18 protein-coding genes are annotated in these 17,311 nt (G+C 67.0%); 7 read left to right on the top strand and 11 right to left on the bottom strand.

The window, feature by feature from the left end; translation table 11 throughout:
* Window positions 1-98 precede the first annotated feature (98 nt).
* Window positions 99-1,850, top strand: a complete 1,752-nt coding sequence (locus AX702_RS16820) for a PAS domain-containing protein (RefSeq protein ID WP_231731915.1) — start codon at window positions 99-101, stop codon at window positions 1,848-1,850.
* A 19-nt stretch (window positions 1,851-1,869) separates the two neighbouring features.
* Here AX702_RS16820 and AX702_RS16815 read toward each other — a convergent pair whose 3' ends face one another.
* From AX702_RS16815 to AX702_RS16770, 10 genes are all read right to left on the bottom strand, one after another.
* Window positions 1,870-2,151, bottom strand: a complete 282-nt coding sequence (locus AX702_RS16815) for a hypothetical protein (protein WP_143058565.1) — start codon at window positions 2,149-2,151, stop codon at window positions 1,870-1,872.
* Between the two features lie 40 nt (window positions 2,152-2,191).
* Window positions 2,192-3,352, bottom strand: a complete 1,161-nt coding sequence (gene uvsE / locus AX702_RS16810) for a UV DNA damage repair endonuclease UvsE (protein ID WP_066781459.1) — start codon at window positions 3,350-3,352, stop codon at window positions 2,192-2,194.
* Window positions 3,349-4,419, bottom strand: a complete 1,071-nt coding sequence (locus tag AX702_RS16805; RefSeq protein ID WP_066781457.1) for a DHH family phosphoesterase — start codon at window positions 4,417-4,419, stop codon at window positions 3,349-3,351. The genes uvsE and AX702_RS16805 overlap by 4 nt, the downstream gene beginning before the upstream one ends.
* 69 nt (window positions 4,420-4,488) lie before the next feature.
* The gene (locus AX702_RS16800; protein WP_156455554.1) at window positions 4,489-5,484 is read right to left on the bottom strand and encodes an FAD:protein FMN transferase; all 996 of its coding nucleotides are present in this window, start codon (window positions 5,482-5,484) and stop codon (window positions 4,489-4,491) included.
* Between the two features lie 9 nt (window positions 5,485-5,493).
* Window positions 5,494-6,342 carry a DUF4198 domain-containing protein gene (locus tag AX702_RS16795; RefSeq protein WP_066781455.1) on the bottom strand — a complete coding sequence of 283 codons (849 nt, stop codon included), beginning with the start codon at window positions 6,340-6,342 and terminating at the stop codon, window positions 5,494-5,496.
* Between the two features lie 11 nt (window positions 6,343-6,353).
* On the bottom strand, window positions 6,354-6,824 hold the full coding sequence (locus AX702_RS16790; RefSeq protein WP_066781453.1) for a DUF2271 domain-containing protein: 471 nt from the start codon (window positions 6,822-6,824) through the stop codon (window positions 6,354-6,356).
* A gap of 17 nt (window positions 6,825-6,841) precedes the next feature.
* Entirely contained in the window at window positions 6,842-7,468 is a 627-nt protein-coding gene (locus tag AX702_RS16785; RefSeq protein ID WP_066781487.1) for a PepSY-associated TM helix domain-containing protein, read from the bottom strand.
* A gap of 231 nt (window positions 7,469-7,699) precedes the next feature.
* Window positions 7,700-10,369, bottom strand: coding sequence for a phosphoenolpyruvate carboxylase (gene ppc / locus AX702_RS16780; RefSeq protein ID WP_156455552.1), 2,670 nt, complete (start codon window positions 10,367-10,369; stop codon window positions 7,700-7,702).
* A 32-nt stretch (window positions 10,370-10,401) separates the two neighbouring features.
* The gene (locus AX702_RS16775; protein ID WP_066781451.1) at window positions 10,402-10,809 is read right to left on the bottom strand and encodes a hypothetical protein; all 408 of its coding nucleotides are present in this window, start codon (window positions 10,807-10,809) and stop codon (window positions 10,402-10,404) included.
* Window positions 10,810-10,831: 22 nt separating this feature from the next.
* On the bottom strand, window positions 10,832-11,401 hold the full coding sequence (locus AX702_RS16770) for an HNH endonuclease (RefSeq protein WP_066781449.1): 570 nt from the start codon (window positions 11,399-11,401) through the stop codon (window positions 10,832-10,834).
* 99 nt (window positions 11,402-11,500) lie between these two features.
* On the opposite strand from AX702_RS16770, the gene AX702_RS16765 reads away from it, so the two are divergent.
* From AX702_RS16765 to AX702_RS16740, 6 genes are all read left to right on the top strand, one after another.
* Window positions 11,501-12,292: an enoyl-CoA hydratase/isomerase family protein gene (locus tag AX702_RS16765; protein ID WP_066781447.1), complete on the top strand. Its 792-nt coding sequence runs from the start codon at window positions 11,501-11,503 to the stop codon at window positions 12,290-12,292.
* A 217-nt stretch (window positions 12,293-12,509) separates the two neighbouring features.
* Window positions 12,510-13,340 (top strand): tRNA glutamyl-Q(34) synthetase GluQRS, encoded by an 831-nt coding sequence (gene gluQRS, locus AX702_RS16760; protein ID WP_066781446.1) that lies wholly within the window; start codon window positions 12,510-12,512, stop codon window positions 13,338-13,340.
* A gap of 9 nt (window positions 13,341-13,349) precedes the next feature.
* Window positions 13,350-13,586 (top strand): twin transmembrane helix small protein, encoded by a 237-nt coding sequence (locus AX702_RS16755; RefSeq protein WP_066781445.1) that lies wholly within the window; start codon window positions 13,350-13,352, stop codon window positions 13,584-13,586.
* Window positions 13,587-13,746: 160 nt separating this feature from the next.
* On the top strand, window positions 13,747-15,000 hold the full coding sequence (gene egtB, locus AX702_RS16750) for an ergothioneine biosynthesis protein EgtB (RefSeq protein ID WP_066781444.1): 1,254 nt from the start codon (window positions 13,747-13,749) through the stop codon (window positions 14,998-15,000).
* Between the two features lie 66 nt (window positions 15,001-15,066).
* Window positions 15,067-16,044: an L-histidine N(alpha)-methyltransferase gene (gene egtD, locus AX702_RS16745; RefSeq protein ID WP_066781442.1), complete on the top strand. Its 978-nt coding sequence runs from the start codon at window positions 15,067-15,069 to the stop codon at window positions 16,042-16,044.
* A gap of 11 nt (window positions 16,045-16,055) precedes the next feature.
* Window positions 16,056-16,559, top strand: a complete 504-nt coding sequence (locus AX702_RS16740) for a hypothetical protein (protein ID WP_066781483.1) — start codon at window positions 16,056-16,058, stop codon at window positions 16,557-16,559.
* Window positions 16,560-16,736: 177 nt separating this feature from the next.
* Here AX702_RS16740 and AX702_RS22675 read toward each other — a convergent pair.
* Window positions 16,737-17,311 (bottom strand): kynureninase/PvdN C-terminal domain-containing protein (locus AX702_RS22675; protein ID WP_443026308.1); only part of this gene is annotated, 575 nt, incomplete at its 5' end.

The following is a 17,311-nucleotide window of genomic DNA, read 5'->3' as shown; positions in this document are numbered from 1 at the left end:
GCAACCGTGAATCGGCGGAACAACGCAGGCCTGAAACTCTTCTAATGCAAACCGCCGCCCGGTACACGGCCGGCACTTGCAGACATTCGGAAGACGACGTGGCGGACAAGGACTCCGAGAACAGCATCATTGACGTCGAAGGCGATGGCCAGAGCGCCGGCGTTCCGGCCGAGGGCGCGATGGACGTAGGCGGGCACGAGCCGCTCGGCACCAGCAGCGACGGCAAGCGGCACTGGCGCGAAAGCACCATCACCGAACCGGGCCTGGACAGTCGCGGCAACGTGTTCTTCGCGGCGATCGAAATGACGCGGATGCCGATGATCCTCACCGATCCGCATCAGCCCGACAATCCCATCGTCTTCGCCAACAAGGCGTTCCTGGATCTGACGCTGTACGAGGAAGCGGAGGTCCTTGGCCGCAATTGCCGCTTCCTTCAGGGCGCGCGCACCGATCCCGACAGCATCTCCGAATTGCGCAATGCAGTGGCGGCGGACCAGTCGATCGCACTCGAGATCTTGAACTACAAGCGCGACGGAACGCCGTTCTGGAACGCGGTGTTCATCGGCCCGGTCTATGACACCTCGGGCAAGCTGCTCTACTTCTTCGCCAGCCAGCTGGACGTCACGCGGCGTCGCGAGACCGAGCGATCCTATCTGCAGGCGCAGAAGATGGAGGCGGTGGGCCAGTTGACCGCCGGGCTGGCGCACGATTTCAACAACCTGCTGCAGGTAGTGAACGGCAATCTCGAGCTCGCGCAGGCGCGCAGCACGGACGAACGCGTGCTACGCTATCTGGAAAGCGCGCGCGGCGCGGCCGAGCGCGGTGCGAAGCTGACCGGCCAGTTGCTGGCCTTCGCGCGCAAGACCCGGCTCGATCCCCGGCCAGTGGACGTCAGCGATTGTCTCAACAGCTTCGCCGATGTGATGGAAAGCGCGCTCGGCCGAAAGGTGGAGCTGCACTTCAGCCTCCGCCGCGGCTTGCCCAAGGCGCTGCTCGATCCGCAGCAATTCGAGATGGCGGTGCTGAACATCGCCCTCAATGCCAAGGATGCGATGCCGACCGGCGGGGTGATCGAGCTGTCGACAGCACGCATAAAGCTAAACGGCGATGCCGCCGCGCGCGGGCTCTCGCCGGGCGAGTATGTCGCCGTGCAGGTGCGCGACGAGGGCGAAGGCATGACGCCCGAGGTGATCGAACGCGCGATCGAACCATTCTTCACGACAAAGGGGGTCGGAAAGGGAACGGGGCTGGGCCTCGCCATGGCCAGCGGCTTCGTGCAGCAATCGCGCGGGCGACTGGAAATCGAGAGCACGCCGCAGCAGGGAACCACCGTTCGGATGCTGTTCCCCGTTGCGGCGCACGACGCACATGACCTGCCATCCGATCCGCAGCCGAGCGGCCAGCCAACCAGCGGCTCCGGCACGTCGGGCGCGCACATTCTGGTGGTCGAGGACAGTCCTGAAGTTCTCGCCCTCGCGCGCGAGATCCTCGAGGAAGTCGGCTATCGCGTCACTACTGCCGAGACCGGCGAGGACGGACTGGCGTCGTTCCAGGCCGCGGCGGACGGGTCGATCGACCTTGTCTTCACCGATCTGGTCATGCCCGGCGGCATCAACGGCATCGTGCTGGCACAGGAGATTGCCAAGATCGCACCCGACGTGCCGGTCTTGATGACGACCGGCTATAACGAGGAACTGGTGGCGGACGGCCCGCTGCGCAGCGGGCTGGACGTGCTGGGCAAGCCCTATCGCCGTACCGATCTCCTCGACCGCGTTCGCCAGGCGCTGAACCGCAAGGGCGACGGTGGGCCACGGCGCAACGCATCGGATTTCGGCTCGGCCGAGGAGTGAACCGGCGCGTCGTGGCCGGTCAGGTCACGTCCGGAAGCGGCGCCTTGCCGTCGGAGCGACTGACGAACAGCGTCTCCGCGCAATGCTCGTTGGCCCAGGCAAGACCGGCCGATTCCGCGTCGTCATAGCTGGCATAAAGATCGCCGCCGACCAGCGACACCGACTCCGCCGCGTCCGTATCGCCGCAGCGGAACAGCACGGATCCGTTCAGCCGAAAGCGGCCATCCTCCAGCTCCTGGATCCGGATACAGTCACCATCGCTGGGTGCCGGCTCGCCCGGCGGCAGTTTCCTGATGTCCATCAACGCCTCCTGATCCCCGATCGGCCAACGCATGGGCCGGCTATTCCGCTGCCATCAATCCTTCGTCGACGTCCGGCTCGTCATCGGCGCTGACGCCGCTATCAAGCCGCGCCTCGTCGGCGGCAAAGGCGGCCGCGTCCTCCTGCGTGATGCCGAAGCGTGCCGCCACGTCGGGCGCGAAGCGAAGGAGGTCGGGCCGCAGCCGGAGCAGGCTCAGGTCCTTTGCCTTTCCCTCCATCATCACGTCGAAGAACAGCCCGTCCGCCATCCGCATGAAGGTGGCGAACTCGAACGGGTTGGTGAAATCGGCATGGCCGGTCCAGATCGGCGGCCGCAGCACCGTCTTCACGCGCGCCGTCGTCTTTACCGGCGCCTTCAGCACCTCGCCCTTCTTCGCGCGGCCCTTGCCCGCCTTGGCATCGGCGCGCTGCTTGGCGGTGATCTTCTGCTTCACCTCACGCATTTCGGTGCGCGGCGAGGAAAAGTGAATTTTTGGCCGCACGCCGGCCGGCCATGTCGCCAGGAATCGCTCCAGCGTGTCGCGCATGTCCAGCCGCTCGGGATTGAGGCACCAGAAGTGCTGGTAGTCGAAGACGCAGCGTACGCCCGTGCGTTCATGAATCCACAGCACGTCCGCCGCCGAAAAGCGGATGTCGTCATTCTCCAGTACCAGCCGCCGTTTCACATGCTCGGGACATTGCTCCCAGCCCTCGATCCAGCGGGCGCGGCTCGCCTCGTGATCGTCATAGACGCCGCCGACATGGGTGATCATCACCGCTTCGTCGTCCAGTTCCATCCGGTCGAGCATCTCCGCCTGGCTCGACAGATCCCAGATGCTCTTCTTCGTCAGTTCCGGATTGGGCGCGTTCAGCAGCACATATTGCGACGGGTGGAACGACAGGCGGATGTCATAGGACCGTGCCTTGGCGCCGAACGCGCGCAGTTCGGCATCGCTCTCGGCCACCATGTTGTGAAACTGTGGCATGTCCGGATGGGTCGCGTAGGGCGCGATGTCCGACGACAGGCGGTACATGTCGAGCTTCTCGCCATGCAGATAGTCCAGCACCGTATCGAGCAGCTCCAGGGAGCATTTGAGATGCGGGTTCTTCTGCCAGCGGCGCGTATCGCCCGATTTCAGGCCGGGCTTTCCCATCACCTTGACGGGAAAGCCGAGGCGGAGCGGGCGGCTGTTGTCAGTCATGAAAGCACCTGTGCCTGAGGAATGCCGAGCCCGCGCTCGAAGCTGTTCCAGTCGGCCAGCGTCAGGGCGCCGCCCGTGGCTTGCGCATGGCCATTGCCGTACCGGCCGTCCGCGTTGGCGGGCCGATGGCCGGCGAGAAAATCGATGAGGTTGCGCCCGGTGGCGGATCGCGCGGCGAAATGGACCCAGCCGGGGCGATAACCGCGATTGGCGGCAATGACGATCTTGTCCTTCAGCCGCCCGCGCCATTGCTGCGCCACCAGGGGATGGATCTGGCACGGCGTGTCAAGCGCGATCAGCGCCACGTCGCCCACCACCAGCGGCGGCTCGCGCTTGCCTTCGTCCATGGCGGCACGGACCTCTGCCTTTGCCAGCCGCAGTGCCTCGGCATCGGCGTCCGTTCCCTTGGTGATCGCCTTTGGCCCATCCGCGCGCAGCAGCAGGCGCAGGGCCGGCCCGGCATCCGCCGCCGCGGTGCGGCGCGGCGCGTTGATCAGCGACACGGCATCGCGCAGCGCCGTCTTGCCCCAGCGCGCCTGCGCCTGTTGCAGCTCGATGAAGTCGCGGCCCTGCTCCATGTCGCCGATCAGGCCGATCGCCGCCAGCCAGAGCAGGTCGTCCACATCGCCCAGCGCGGCAGCCGCCCACCATGCCAGCAGCGCGCTGGTCGGCTCGGGCGAGAGGCCGTTGCCGCTGATGGTTATCGCGTCCGCCGGCTCGCCGGTCGGCACATGATGGTCGATGATCACCGTGGCACAGCCGGGCAGCACCGGCTCTGCGCGCGTGCCCAGATCCGCGACGATCAGCGCGGCGGGGTTGCCGGCGGAAAGCCGCGCTGCCACCGCAGGATCCCAGGGCGTCTCGCCCTTTCCGGTGAGATGCACTTCATGGCGCCGGCCAGCGCGCTCCAGCGCCCGCGCGAGCACGGCGGCGGCGGCCAGGCCATCCGCATCGAAGTGGGATAGGATCGCGATCGTGCCGTCAGGGTCGACGCTGGCAAGTGCCGCGGCAAACGCCTCCCGCGCCGCGCTGCGCGGGTCCGAAGCAGATGCGAGCCGGCCGATCATGGCGGGTTCAACGCGGCGACCGGCATTGAAGGTCCGTGCCGTCGATGGCACGGCCGCGCGAGCGCCGCGTCAGTCCACCAGCATGCGCGACAGGGCCGGACTGAACCATTCGGTGATGCCGTCCCGCCGCCGGATCAGCGCACGCACGGCCAGATCATGCGCCTCCGCCAGCCGGTGCATCTCGTCCGGTCCGGCCACCCCCAAGGCCGTGGCCCAGGCATCGGCGAAGATCGCCGAACGATGGACGACACTGATCGAAAGGGCATGCGCCACCGGCTGGCCGCTACGCGGATCGATCGTGTGTCGGCCGCGCACGTAGTCGCCCGAGGTAGCGATTGCCAGCTGGTGCAGCGCCAGCCGCAGCGGCGCCGCAAGTGCGCCCGGCGCCTCCAGATCCACCCACCACGGGTCCCCGTCCGGCCGCATCCCTCGCCCGACGAACTCGCCGCCGATCTCGACCAGGCTGTGCCCGACGCCATGCGCCAGCAGCACGGCGGACAGGCAATCCACCGCATAGCCCTTGGCGATACCAGACAGGTCGAGCCGCACGTCGCCGCCACGCCGCAGGCGCCGCGCTGCCGGGTCGAACGACAGGGAGCGCCATCCGCCGCATTCAAGCGCGGCGGCCACTGCCTGCTCGTCGGGAAGACGGGAGACGGGCGCGGGCCCATACCCCCACAGATCAGCGAGCTGACCGATCGCGGGGTCGAAGGCGCCGCCGGAAGCTTCAGCCACCTGCAGCGCCGCCGCGATCACGGCCGCAAAGTCGGGCGGCAGCGTCGCCCAGCATCCGGGCGCGCCGCAATTGAACCGGCTGATCACCGAATCCGGCGACCAGTGGCTCATCTCGCCGACCAGCTGTTCCAGCCGCCGTTCAACGGCATGGTTCAGGCTGACGGGATCCAGGGCCGGGGGCGCGGCGAACAGCGTCCGCCAGCGCGTACCCATGGTGGCGCCGCCAAGCTCGACCATGGCGAGGTCGGGGCTCCACCCGGCGAGCGCGGTGGGATCGATGTCCGGCACCAGCAGCCTTGGCTGCCCAACCGGCCTGTCGGGGGCAGCCATGGCTTCAGGTCAGGGTGCCGGGACCTCAAGCGTGGTGGTGAAGGTCATGCGGCGCTCGGTCGCGCGCGGCGTGCTGGCGTTGGCGTCCGTCTTGGTGGCGCTCATCCAATACATGCCCGCAAGCGGCCATTTGACGCGCAGCACGCCGTCGGCGCCCGTGGTAAGCTCCTGCACCGCCTCGCTTTCCCGGAACTTCTTCGATCCCGGTACCACCGTCACGGCAACACCGGCGGCAGGCTTTCCGTCGATCAGGAAGCGGAACTGCGCTTCCTCATCCGACACCAGCGCGCTGGGGTGGGTGATCGGCTGCATCTCCAGCCCCTTGCCCGTGGCCTTGAAGACGCCGTCGCTGGGGCCGCCGGCCGTGACATAAATGGCATTGCGGCTGCTGACTTCGGTGAGCTTCACGTCCGTCGCGCCGGCCGGGATTTCCGCCGGCGTCGCCACGCTCCGCGCGCGCGGTGCGCCCGCCGCCTGCGGCGGACCACGCCGGCCGCCGACACGCCACGTTTCGCCATTCAGCTGGAAACTGCCCATGACCGACGACATTTCGGTGCCGATCTTCCACGTTCCCGGCTTGTCGACCTTTACGTCGAAGGTCGTGCGATGACGCCCCGACGCTGCATTCTCGATCGCGCCCGGGCTGCCGTCCGGCGCCCACACCTTCACCTGCTCGGGCCGCATGGCGACATGGTCCGGGTAGAAGAGGTCGTTCGACACCGCGGCGTCCACCGTCACATATTGATTGGTGTCGGACAATGTGGTGGTGGACGGCAGCAGCCACTGGCGGTGCGCCAGGGCGGGAGCGGCGAGCGTGGCCGCACCCACGGCGGCGAGCAGGATGGTCTTCAGGCGCATGGTGATCTTCCTCAACGAACGGTGACGGAGCCAAGCTCGGTGCTGCCGGCGGCGGTGCCGCCTTTGCCGGGCACGGTGATCGGCACCCGCACCAGCTCTCGGCCGCCGGTCTCGCGCGCCGCCTCGACGTTCAGCACATATTGGCCGGCGGTGAGCCCCTTGGGCAGCGGGATTTGATAGGTGCCCGGCGCCCGGGTCGCGCCGCTGACGCCATCGGCCGGCAGCTTCATCGTGCGCCCGCCCTTGCGCCACCAGCTACGCAGATCGGCCAGCCACTTGGTGCCCGGCTCCGCTCCGCCCTTCTTGACGTCATACCAGACAAACACGGTGCGCGCCGGGCCACCCGCGGCCGGTTCCAGCCAGCCGGCGACATAGGGGCGGTGATATTCGGCGACTTTCAGCCGCGGCACCGTCACGCTGACGGTCTGGGCGGCGGCAGGCGCGCTGACCGCGCCGGCAAGAAGCAGATAGGCTGGGCGCATGGGCTCGCGAAGGCTCCTCAATGGATCAGGAACAGGGCCAGCAGCAACGGCACGAGCACACTCGTGGCGACCAGCGGCCAGGTGGACGGACGATGCCGGGCATGAAGCTGCAGGAGCAGCAGGCCCGTCAGCGTGAAGATGATGCAGGCGACCGCGAACAGATCGATGAACCAGAACCAGGCATCGCCGGTGTTGCGGCCCTTGTGGAGATCGTTGAGGTAGGAGATCCATCCGCGCCACGTCGTCTCCGCGGTGATCGCGCCGCTTTCCCGGTCGATGCTGACCCAGCTGTCGCGGCCCGGTCCGGGCATGGCGACATAGACCTCCTCGTCGGTCCATTCCCCTGCACGCCCGGCCGGATCAAGCGCGACCGCGGCGGCGACCGCGCGGGAAACGGTATCGGGCAGCGGCGCATTCGCCGGGTGATCCCCGCGCAGATCCGCAAGGCCCGGCGGCGGCAGCGTTGCTTCGGCGCGCGTGACCTGCGGCTCCGCTCCGATCGTCGCCGCATGGTTTAGCGTGATGCCGGTGATTGCGAAGAGAAACATGCCGGCAAGCGACACCGCCGCGCTGATCCAGTGCCAGCTGTGCAATTGCTTCAGCCAAAAGGCGCTGATCTTCTTTTTCTTCTTGGGTCTATCCATCTGGGGCCGGGCTGTGGCGGCGCGACCGACCGGCGCCGTGCGGGACAGCTCCCCCGCCAGCCGCTGTTCACCCGTCGCTTCCACGTCGCTGGCCTGCATGCCGATCCCAAATGCGCGCTGAGATCAGCCGCCCTCTGGCGTTCGGCTAGAACAATCGCGAATAACTCGCAACAGCAAAACGAGCCGCGCATGGCTGCACAGTTGGTGCAACCGCCGACAAGGCCGATGAAATCAGCCCGAGTTGCGCAGCGCAGTTGCGATGGCGTTGATCGACAGCAGGATGCCCTCCGCGATGCGCGCGTCATCCTCACCGGCGCGGTGTCGCCGCATCAGTTCGATCTGCAGCAGGTTGAGCGGCTCGATATAGGGCAGGCGGAGGCGGATGGAGGCGTCCAGCGCCGGATGCTTTTCCAGCAACCGCGATTGCCCCGTCACTTCCAGCAGCGCGTCATGCGTCATCTGCCAATCGTCGCGCAGGCGGGAGAAGATGCGCTGCCCAAGCTTCTCGTCTTCGATCAGGCTGGCATACCGCTCGGCAATGCCCATGTCGGATTTGGCGAGCACCATTTCCATGTTGGCGAGCGTGGCGGCGAACAATGGCCAGCCCTCGGCCATTTCCGCCAGCAGCGCCTTGTCCTCGAACGCGGCGATGGCCTGGCCGACGCCATACCAGCCGGGCAGCATCACCCGCGCCTGTGACCAGCTGAACACCCAGGGAATGGCGCGCAGGTCCTCGATCTTGGCGGATTTCTTGCGGCTGGCGGGGCGGCTTCCGATCTTGAGTTCGGAGATTTCTGCAATCGGCGTCATCTGCCGGAAGAAGGTGTTGAAGCCTTCGGTGCCGTAAACAAGATCGCGATAGGCGTGGAAGGCCGCATTGGACAGCCGGTCCATCGCGCCCGCGAAGCTTTCGTTCTCCGCGTTGGAAAGCGGCGCAGGCGACAGGCTGGCGAGCAAGGTGGCCGAGGCCATCGCCTCCAGGTTGGTGATCGCGCTTTCCCGCGTGCCATATTTGCCGGCGATCACCTCGCCCTGCTCGGTGATGCGGATCCGGCCCTGGACCGTGCCGGGCGGCTGTGCGCGGATCGCGGCGAAGCTGGAGCCACCGCCTCGCCCGACCGCGCCGCCACGGCCGTGGAACAGCTGCATCCCGACGCCCGCGGCCTCGAACACGGGCTTCAGCGCGGTGGACGCCTTGGAAAGCTGCCAGGTGGACGTGAGATAACCGCCGTCCTTGTTGGAATCGGAATAGCCGATCATCACTTCCTGATGCCCGCGCGCCCGCGCGATCGCCGCCACTTCGGGCAGCGCGAACCAGGCCTTCATGATGCCCGGCGCTGCTTCCAGGTCGCCGATCGTCTCGAACAACGGCACCGCCATCACATGCGCCTGCGGCGGATCGCCGGGCACATACAGGCCCACTTCCTTCAGCAGCAGATGCACCTCCAGCAGATCGCTGACGGAGGTGCACATGGAAACGATATATTGGCGGATACAGGCGTTTCCGTAAGTGGCATGCGCCTCGGCCGCGGCAGCGACGATCGCCAGTTCCTTGGCGGTCTCTTCGGAATAGGTGATGAAGCGGCTGGCCAGCGGCCGCGCGGTTGCAAGCTCCCGGTTGAGCAGCGACACGCGCGCGTCCTCGTCCAGCGCGGCATAATCGTCGCACACGCCGGCCCGCGCCAGCAATTCGCCCACTACCCGTTCGTGGACGGCGCTGTTCTGCCGCAGATCGAGCGTGGCGAGGTGAAAGCCGAACACCTCCACCGCGCGGATCAGGCGACCGATCACGCCCCCGCTCGCCAGCAGCCCGCCGCCCGCCTCGGCCAGCGCATGGCCCATGGCGAGCAGATCGGCGCGGAAGGCGGTCGGGCTGGAATAAGGCTCCGCCTCACGCGCCGCCGGCCGGGGCGGACGGGCGCCCACCAGCTTCCGGTACGTGGCGGCGAGCCGGGCATAGATCCCGGACAAGGCGCGGCGATAGGGCTCATCGCTGCGGCTCTCCGCATCGTCGCCGCTCGCCTCGGCCAGCGCGATCACCGCATCGTCCACGGGTGCGTGATAGGCGGAGATCGACAGTTCCGCGCCCAATGCGTGCAGCTGATCGAGGTAGAAGCCGATCACCGCGCCGGCCGCCTTGGCGAGCGCCACCTTCAGCGATTCGGCGGTCACGAAGGGGTTGCCGTCGCGGTCGCCGCCGATCCAGCTTCCGGGCTTGAGGAAGTTCGGCAGGCGCCGCCCCATTGCGCGGTCCCAACGCTGGTACAGCGCCGGAATGACGGGCAGGAACACGTCGCGCAGGTAGCTGAGCGCGGTTTCCACCTCGTCCGTCACGTACAGCCGCTCGCGGCGTAGCACGCGAGTCTGCCACAGCAACGCCACCTGGCGCACGATCGCCTCGTCGATACGATCGCCTTCCGGCGTTTCCTCCACGCCCGTATCGCGCAGCGCCATCAGCTCCGCGATTCGGTTGCGATGGTCGATCATGCTCTTGCGCCGCACCTCGGTGGGGTGCGCGGTCAGCACCGGCGCGATCAGCGCATGGTCGAGCAGCGCCAGCACCGCATGGCGGTCGACCCCTTCTCCCGCCAGCCGATCAAGCGCGGAGGCGACATCCGCCCCCTCTTCCGCCGTGATGCCCTGCCGGTCCTCGGCAAGGTTCGCCAGCATGGAGAACAGCATGAAGCCACGGACGAAATCGAGCGTCTCGTCGAGCGACAAGGCTTCCAGATGGTGGTCCACCGCGATCCCGGCACCGCGATGCCGCTCCACCGATGCCGATCGGATTGCCTCGGTCGCGGCGAACAGTCGCTCCCCGCCCAGGGCCCGGATGACATCCCCCAGGACGCGCCCGAGATAGCGGATGTCATCATTGTTGGTGATCGACGGAAGCGCGCTCATGCCGCCATGCTGCATGCCGTCGACCATCGCCGTCAACGCGCAGTTTCGCCAGGTTGGGCCTGGCGCGCGGCGCGGCGGCGTTCGCGATAGGTGTCGCGCTCCTCGCTGGTCAGCGTGCCGTCCTTGTTCAGGTCGTTGCGATCGAACCAGTTCAGCAGCATGTCGCCCCATTCCTGCGGGCCGAGCCCGCCGTCCTTGTCGGCATCGCCGCGCTTGATCATCGGGCGCAAGCGTTCGGGCAGCTCATCGGCAGTGACGCGATCGTCGCCGTTCATGTCCGCGCGGTGGAAACGGCGTTCGATCTCGCCACCGAAGTCCAGCCGCGAAGTCACCGTGGGCGGCGTGTAGTTATTGGCAAGGGCGGCATCCTGCTCTTCCTCGCGCGCCCCACAGGCTGCCAGCAGCGTCCCGGCCGCCGCCAGCATCATCAACGATCGCATCCCCAGTTAACCTCCCTCAAGATCAGGCTTCCAGCTCAACGTCCCAATAGAGCCAATCGTGCCACGTTTCGTGGAGATAGTTTGGCGGAAAGCTGCGGCCATGTTCCTGCAAATGCCAGCTGGTCGGCCGGATCGGCTCGATATGCAGCGGCATGCCGGCCTGTTTGGGCGTCCGCCCGCCCTTGCGCAGATTGCAGGGGGAACAGGAGGTAACGACATTTTCCCATGTCGTACGCCCACCCTGTGCGCGCGGCACGACATGGTCGAATGTCAGGTCGCGCACATGGGTGCCGCAATATTGACAGGCGAAGCGGTCGCGCAGGAACAGGTTGAATCGGGTGAAGGCCGGGAATTGCGACGGCTTCACATATTGTTTCAGCGCGATCACCGATGGCAATCGGATCGCCTGGGTGGGACTTCTCACCTCTCGCTCATAATGGGCGACAATATCGACGCGGTCGAGAAACACCGCCTTGACCGCCGTCTGCCATGGCCAGATGCTGAGCGGATAATAAGACAAAGGCGTATAGTCGGCGTTCAGAACGAGCGTCGGGCACGCGTCCGGATGGCGGATCAGATCGGGATGGAACAAGTAAGCCCCCCTTCGATACCGTGTTTTGGCGCGATGTCGCGTCAAGCGATGACGCCATGATGACAGCCGGCGAATCACCGGGTCAAGGGGAGAGGATAGTTGACCGAAACTGTTACCTACGAGGTCGCTGATCATGTCGCGACCATCACGCTCAATCGCCCGGAACGGCGCAACGCGCTGAACTGGGATGCCTATGCCCGGCTCGAGGCAGCATTCCGGCGCGCGGTGACCGACGAGGAAGTGCGCTGCGTGATCGTCACGGGCGCCGATCCCGCCTTCTGCTCGGGCGACGACGTGGCCGAGATCATGGCCGGCCCCGATTCCTTCACCGCACGAAAGGCGCCGCCGGTGGTGCGCCACCAGCCGACACCAGCCGCCATGGCGGCGCTGGAATGCGACAAGCCGGTGATCGCAGCCGTGAATGGCGCTGCGGTCGGCTGGGGCATGGAGCTGGCGCTCTATGCCGATATCCGCCTCGCTTCGGAAAAGGCGAAATTCGCCGAGCTGTTCATCAAGCGCGGCCTGGTGTGCGATGTCGGCGGCTTCTATCGCCTGCCCTCCATCGTCGGGCCGGCCAAGGCCGCTGAGCTGTTGTTCACCGGCGACGTGATCGACGCGGCGGAAGCGGCGCGGATCGGCCTGGTGCGCGAGGTGGTGCCGCATGACGAGCTGATGGCGCGGGCCCGGGCGCTCGCCGCACGCATCGCCGCCAACCCGCCGCTGGCACTGCGCTACATGAAGGAAGGCCTGCGCCGCGCCGCTTATGGCGATCCGCGTGAGCTTGGCGGATGGGCGATCGAGACGATCCGCCGGCTGATGGCGACCGAGGACCACAAGGAGGGCGTTGCCGCCTTCATGGAGAAGCGCGAACCGGTCTTCAGCGGACGCTAGATCCCGGTGCACAAGACTTGATCCAGTCTCCGGGAAGCCGGATTGAACCTGCTGGATCTCGTTCTAGAGCCCGGTTCATACGTTCCAGGCGCGATCTGATAGAAGCCGAGGTCCGGGCGCAAGGAAAGTGGCGACTGCCACTTCCTCTTGTCGCTTGGACCCTGGTCTTGTCCCGAAAGGCTTGCCCCGTCGCCGCCGCCTCTACACATGCCCTCGCGTGATCGTCACCCGCTTCGCCCCCTCCCCCACCGGCCGCCTCCATCTCGGCCATGCGTACAGTGCGATCCTAGCACATGACCGTGCCCGCGCAGCCGGCGGGCGGTTCCTGCTTCGGATCGAAGATATCGATGGCACGCGCAGCCGCCCGGAGCATGTCGAGACGATCATCGCCGATCTCGCCTGGCTCGGCCTCAGCTGGGACGGGGAGGTGGTTCATCAGTCGTCTCGCCTTCCCGCTTATGCCGCCGCTCTGGACCGGTTGCGCGACATGGGCCTCCTCTACCGCTGCTATTGCACCCGAGCGGAGATCGCCGCGGCCAGCCTGTCGGCCCCGCACGGCGCGGAGCCGCTCTATCCGGGCACCTGCCGGTCATTGGCGGAACAGCATTCCGATCGGCCGCACTGCTGGCGCCTCGACATGGTGCGCGCAGTGCAGGCGGCGGGGCCGCTTCACTGGCGCGATCATGGCCAAACCATCGCTGCGGACCCGCTGTCCGCCGGCGACGTCGTGCTCGCGCGCAAGGATGCGCCCGCCAGCTATCACCTGGCCGTCACGATCGACGACGCATGGCAGGGCGTGACGGACGTGGTGCGCGGGCAGGATCTGTTCGCCGCCACCCATGTCCATCGCCTGCTTCAGGCGCTGCTCGGCCTGCCCACCCCTGCCTACCACCACCACGCGCTCCTCACCGGGCCGGACGGTGTTCGCCTCGCCAAGCGCCACGGGGCGCCAGCGCTGGCCGACCTTCGCGAGCGTGGCGCGGACGGGCTGGCGCTTGCGGCGCAGCTGCGCGCGGGACGGGTTCCCATCGGTACCGGCGATCCCTAAATTGGAACGATGCAAACCTTTCTGGTCATCCTCCTCGTAGCGGCGCTGATTGCGACGCTCGTCGCGCTGGTGCGCGGCATCGTCGCCTTTCTGCAGAACGCCAGCGCGGAGGCGCGGGGAACCGGCGCCACCGGGCCGACCCAGAGCCAGCTCAAGTCGAACAAGATGATGCAGCAGCGTATCTTGTTTCAGGCGCTCGCCGTCATCATCGTGGTCGTGCTGCTGTTCTCTGCCGGACGCACCTGATCTCACCCGCGGCATCGCGCCGCATGATGAACCAAAAGGCCGGCTGTTGGTTAACCCCTGATCACGGTTAGCGGATGGTCGGGAAGGGCGTTCACCTTTCCACTGTCCTCGTCTGCGCGCGTTGGCGCCCCGGCGATCATGGTGGAAGGTCCAACAGGCGATGCAGCCGCGCGAAGCCCCCTTGCACGATGATCTGGCCGCGCAATTTGCCCGTGTCCGGTCGCTGACCCAGGCGTTGGTCGCCCCGCTCAGCGATGCCGATGCCACCGTTCAGTCGATGGACGATGCTTCCCCCGCCAAATGGCATCTGGCGCATACCAGCTGGTTCTTCGAAACCTTTATCCTGCGTGATCACGTGCCCGGCTATCGCCTGCACGATCCGCGCTTCCCGTTCCTGTTCAACAGCTATTACGAGGCGGAGGGGCGCCGCCACGCGCGCGGCCGCCGGGGCATGATCACACGCCCTTCCCTGGCGGAGGTCATGGCCTATCGCGCGGCCGTGGATGCGGCGCTGATCGCCGCCATGCCAACCCTCGACGATGCGGTGCGCGATCTGGTGGAGCTTGGCTGCCATCATGAGCAGCAGCATCAGGAATTGCTGCTGACCGACATTCTCCACCTCTTTTCGGAAAACCCGCTCGAGCCCGCCATGTGGCCCGCCGCCCCGAAGGTGCCGGTCGCGATGCCCGGCCCGATCGGCTGGATCGATCGTGATGAAGGCGTGGTCGAGATCGGGCATGACGGCCAGGGTTTCGCCTTTGACTGCGAAGGGCCGCGCCATCGCACCCTGCTGGCGCCGCATTCGCTCGCCGATCGCACTGTCACCAATGGCGAATGGCAAAGTTTCATCGCCGATGGCGGCTATCGCGAGCCGCGCTGGTGGCTTGCCGACGGGTGGGCGTGGTTGCAGCGCGAGCGGATCGCCGCCCCGCTGTACTGGGAGGAGCGCGACGGCGTCTGGACCCGCTTCGGGCTGGACGGCCGCCGCCCGATCGATCCCGCCGCGCCGGTTACCCATGTCAGCTTCTACGAGGCGGACGCCTATGCAAGCTGGGCAGGCGCCCGCCTCCCAACCGAGGCGGAGTGGGAAGCGGCCGCGGCCCACCATGACCCGGCCGGGGGCAATCAGCTTGACGAGGCGCGCGCGATCGAGCCGCGCCCTGCCCTCGATGCCCCGGCTTTCTTCGGCAATGTGTGGGAATGGACCGGCAGTGCCTATCGCCCTTATCCCGGCTTTTCCGCAGCGGATGGCGCGGTCGGCGAATATAACGGCAAGTTCATGAGCGGCCAGTTCGTGCTGCGCGGGGGATCCTGCGCCACGCCACGCGGCCATGCGCGCGCCTCCTACCGCAACTTCTTCTACCCTCACCAGCGCTGGCAATTCACCGGCGTGCGGCTCGCCCGCGATCGCTGACACCAGCCGGCAGGAGGCTGGGCCTATCGCTCCCTCGTCCATGCGGCACGAACAGGAAGGAAGCCAATGCTGAAGCAGGAAATGGAGGACGGCCAGGCGTCCCTCGCCGATCCGCAGTTCCGCGCGGATGTGCTGAACGGGCTTGAGCTTCGCCCCCGCGCCATCCCCGCGCGATGGTTCTACGATCGCCGCGGGTCGGACCTGTTCGAGGATATCACCCGCCTGCCGGAATATTATCCGACGCGCACCGAAACCGCATTGCTTGAGCGGATCGCGCCGGCGCTTGCCGCGCAGGTTCCGCCGGGCGCCGCGGTGGTCGAATTCGGTTCCGGCTCCTCCACCAAGACACCGCTGGTGCTCGATGCCGTGCAGCCCAGCGCCTATGTTCCGATCGACATTTCCGGCGACATGCTGCGCGAATCGTCGCGTCTTCTCTCGGATCGTTACCCGGGCCTTCTGGTGCTGCCGTTCGAGGCGGATTTCACCCGGCTGGTCGATCTGCCGCGCACCATCGCCGATGCGCCCAAGCTCGGCTTTTTTCCCGGCTCCACCATTGGCAACCTGATGCCGCGCGCGGCGGTGGATCTGCTGCGGGCGATGCGCGGCTCGCTTGGCGAGGGGGCACGGCTGCTGATCGGCATGGACCGGATCAAGGACGAAGCCGTGCTGATCCGCGCCTATGACGATGCGGCAGGCGTGACGGCGGCGTTCAACTGCAACCTGCTGGCCCGCATCAACCGCGAGCTGGAGGGCACGATCCCGCTCGACGCCTTTCGCCACCGCGCGATCTGGAATGATGATCGCGCGCGCATCGAAATGCATCTGGAGGCGACGCGCGACGTGTCATTCGAGGTCGAGGGTCGCCCCTTTTCGATCACGGGTGGCGAGACGATCCATACCGAGAACAGCCACAAATACGGCCCGCGCGATGCCCGGATCCTCCTGCGCGCCGGCGGGTGGACGCCGCTGACAGAATGGACCGACCCCGACGGGCTGTTCGCCGTGATCCTGGCGGAGGCACAGGCCGAGCGCCTCGCGCCATAAAGGATCCGATGATGAGCGACACCGCCGACCGCGACGATCCCGCGCTTTGGGAAAAGGTGAAGGTGAAGGTGACCGCCGGCGACAAGGGCGGTCACAAGGGCGAATGGTCAGCGCGCAAGGCGCAGCTTGCCGTTGCCGAATATAAGAAGGCGGGCGGCGGCTATCGCGGCAAGAAGGACGCTGACAACAGCCTTCACCAATGGACAAAGGAGGATTGGGGCACCCGCTCGGGCCGGAAGAGCGAGGACAGCGGCGAGCGATATCTGCCCAAGAAGGCGCGCGAGGCGCTGACCGACCGCGACTATGATCGCACCACCGCCAAGAAGCGACGCGACACGAGGAAGGGCAAGCAGCATTCGGCGCAGCCGGCGGATGTCGCCCGCAAGACGGCGCCATTCCGGCATGGCGACGCCGACCTCACCAAGGCGGAGCTGTTGGAGATGGCCCGCGCCAAAGGTGTGAAGGGCCGCTCCACGATGAATAAGGCGGCGCTGATCAAGGCGCTCCAGGGTTAGGGTTTGATCCGGCCAGTTTGATCCGCCTCCCCGGCGAAGGCCGGACGCGGTTGCGCGATAGAGCCGGCAGGCATACCGCATATTGACGACGCCTTCCCACCTGGCCCCCGGCCTTCGCCGGGGACGTGCTTCCAGCAGCCTGGGTCAAATCCGAGCGCCGCCTTCTCTTAAGCGCGATCACGTCACCGCCGCGCGCTCCGCATAGGCCGGGTTGCGCCACGCCTCGCTTTCCATCACCTCGGCGAGGATCTCCACCGCGCGCCATACATCCTCGTGCGCGGTGTAAAGCGGCGTCAGGCCGAGCCGCAGCACGTCCGGCGCGCGAAAGTCGCCGACGACGCCGCGCGCGATCAGTGCCTGCGAGATTTCCCACGCATGGTCATGCGCCACGCTGACATGGCTGCCCCGCGCATCGGGATCGCGCGGCGTGACCAGCGTGAAGCCCGCGCCGGCGCACCGCTGCTCTAGGCCCGCGATCAACAGGTCGCCGAGCGACCGGCTCTTCGCAACCACGTCCGTCATGGCCACGCCCTCGAAGGTATCCAGCCCCGCCGCAAGCGCCGCCATGCCAAGGATCGGCGGCGTGCCGCACAGGAACCGCTTCATGCCCGCGCCCGGCGCATAATCGTCGCCAAAGTCGAACGGCGCATCATGGCCCATCCAGCCGGTCATCGGCGAGCGCAGCCGCTCCTGCCATCGCCGCGCGACATAAAGGAAGGCCGGCGCGCCCGGCCCGCCATTCAGATATTTGT

This window comes from Sphingomonas sp. CCH5-D11 (assembly GCF_001557395.1).
Classification (GTDB): Bacteria; Pseudomonadota; Alphaproteobacteria; order Sphingomonadales; family Sphingomonadaceae; genus Sphingomonas.
Note: the sequence above shows the minus strand (reverse complement) of the source record. Positions and strands in the feature narration are given on the sequence as shown.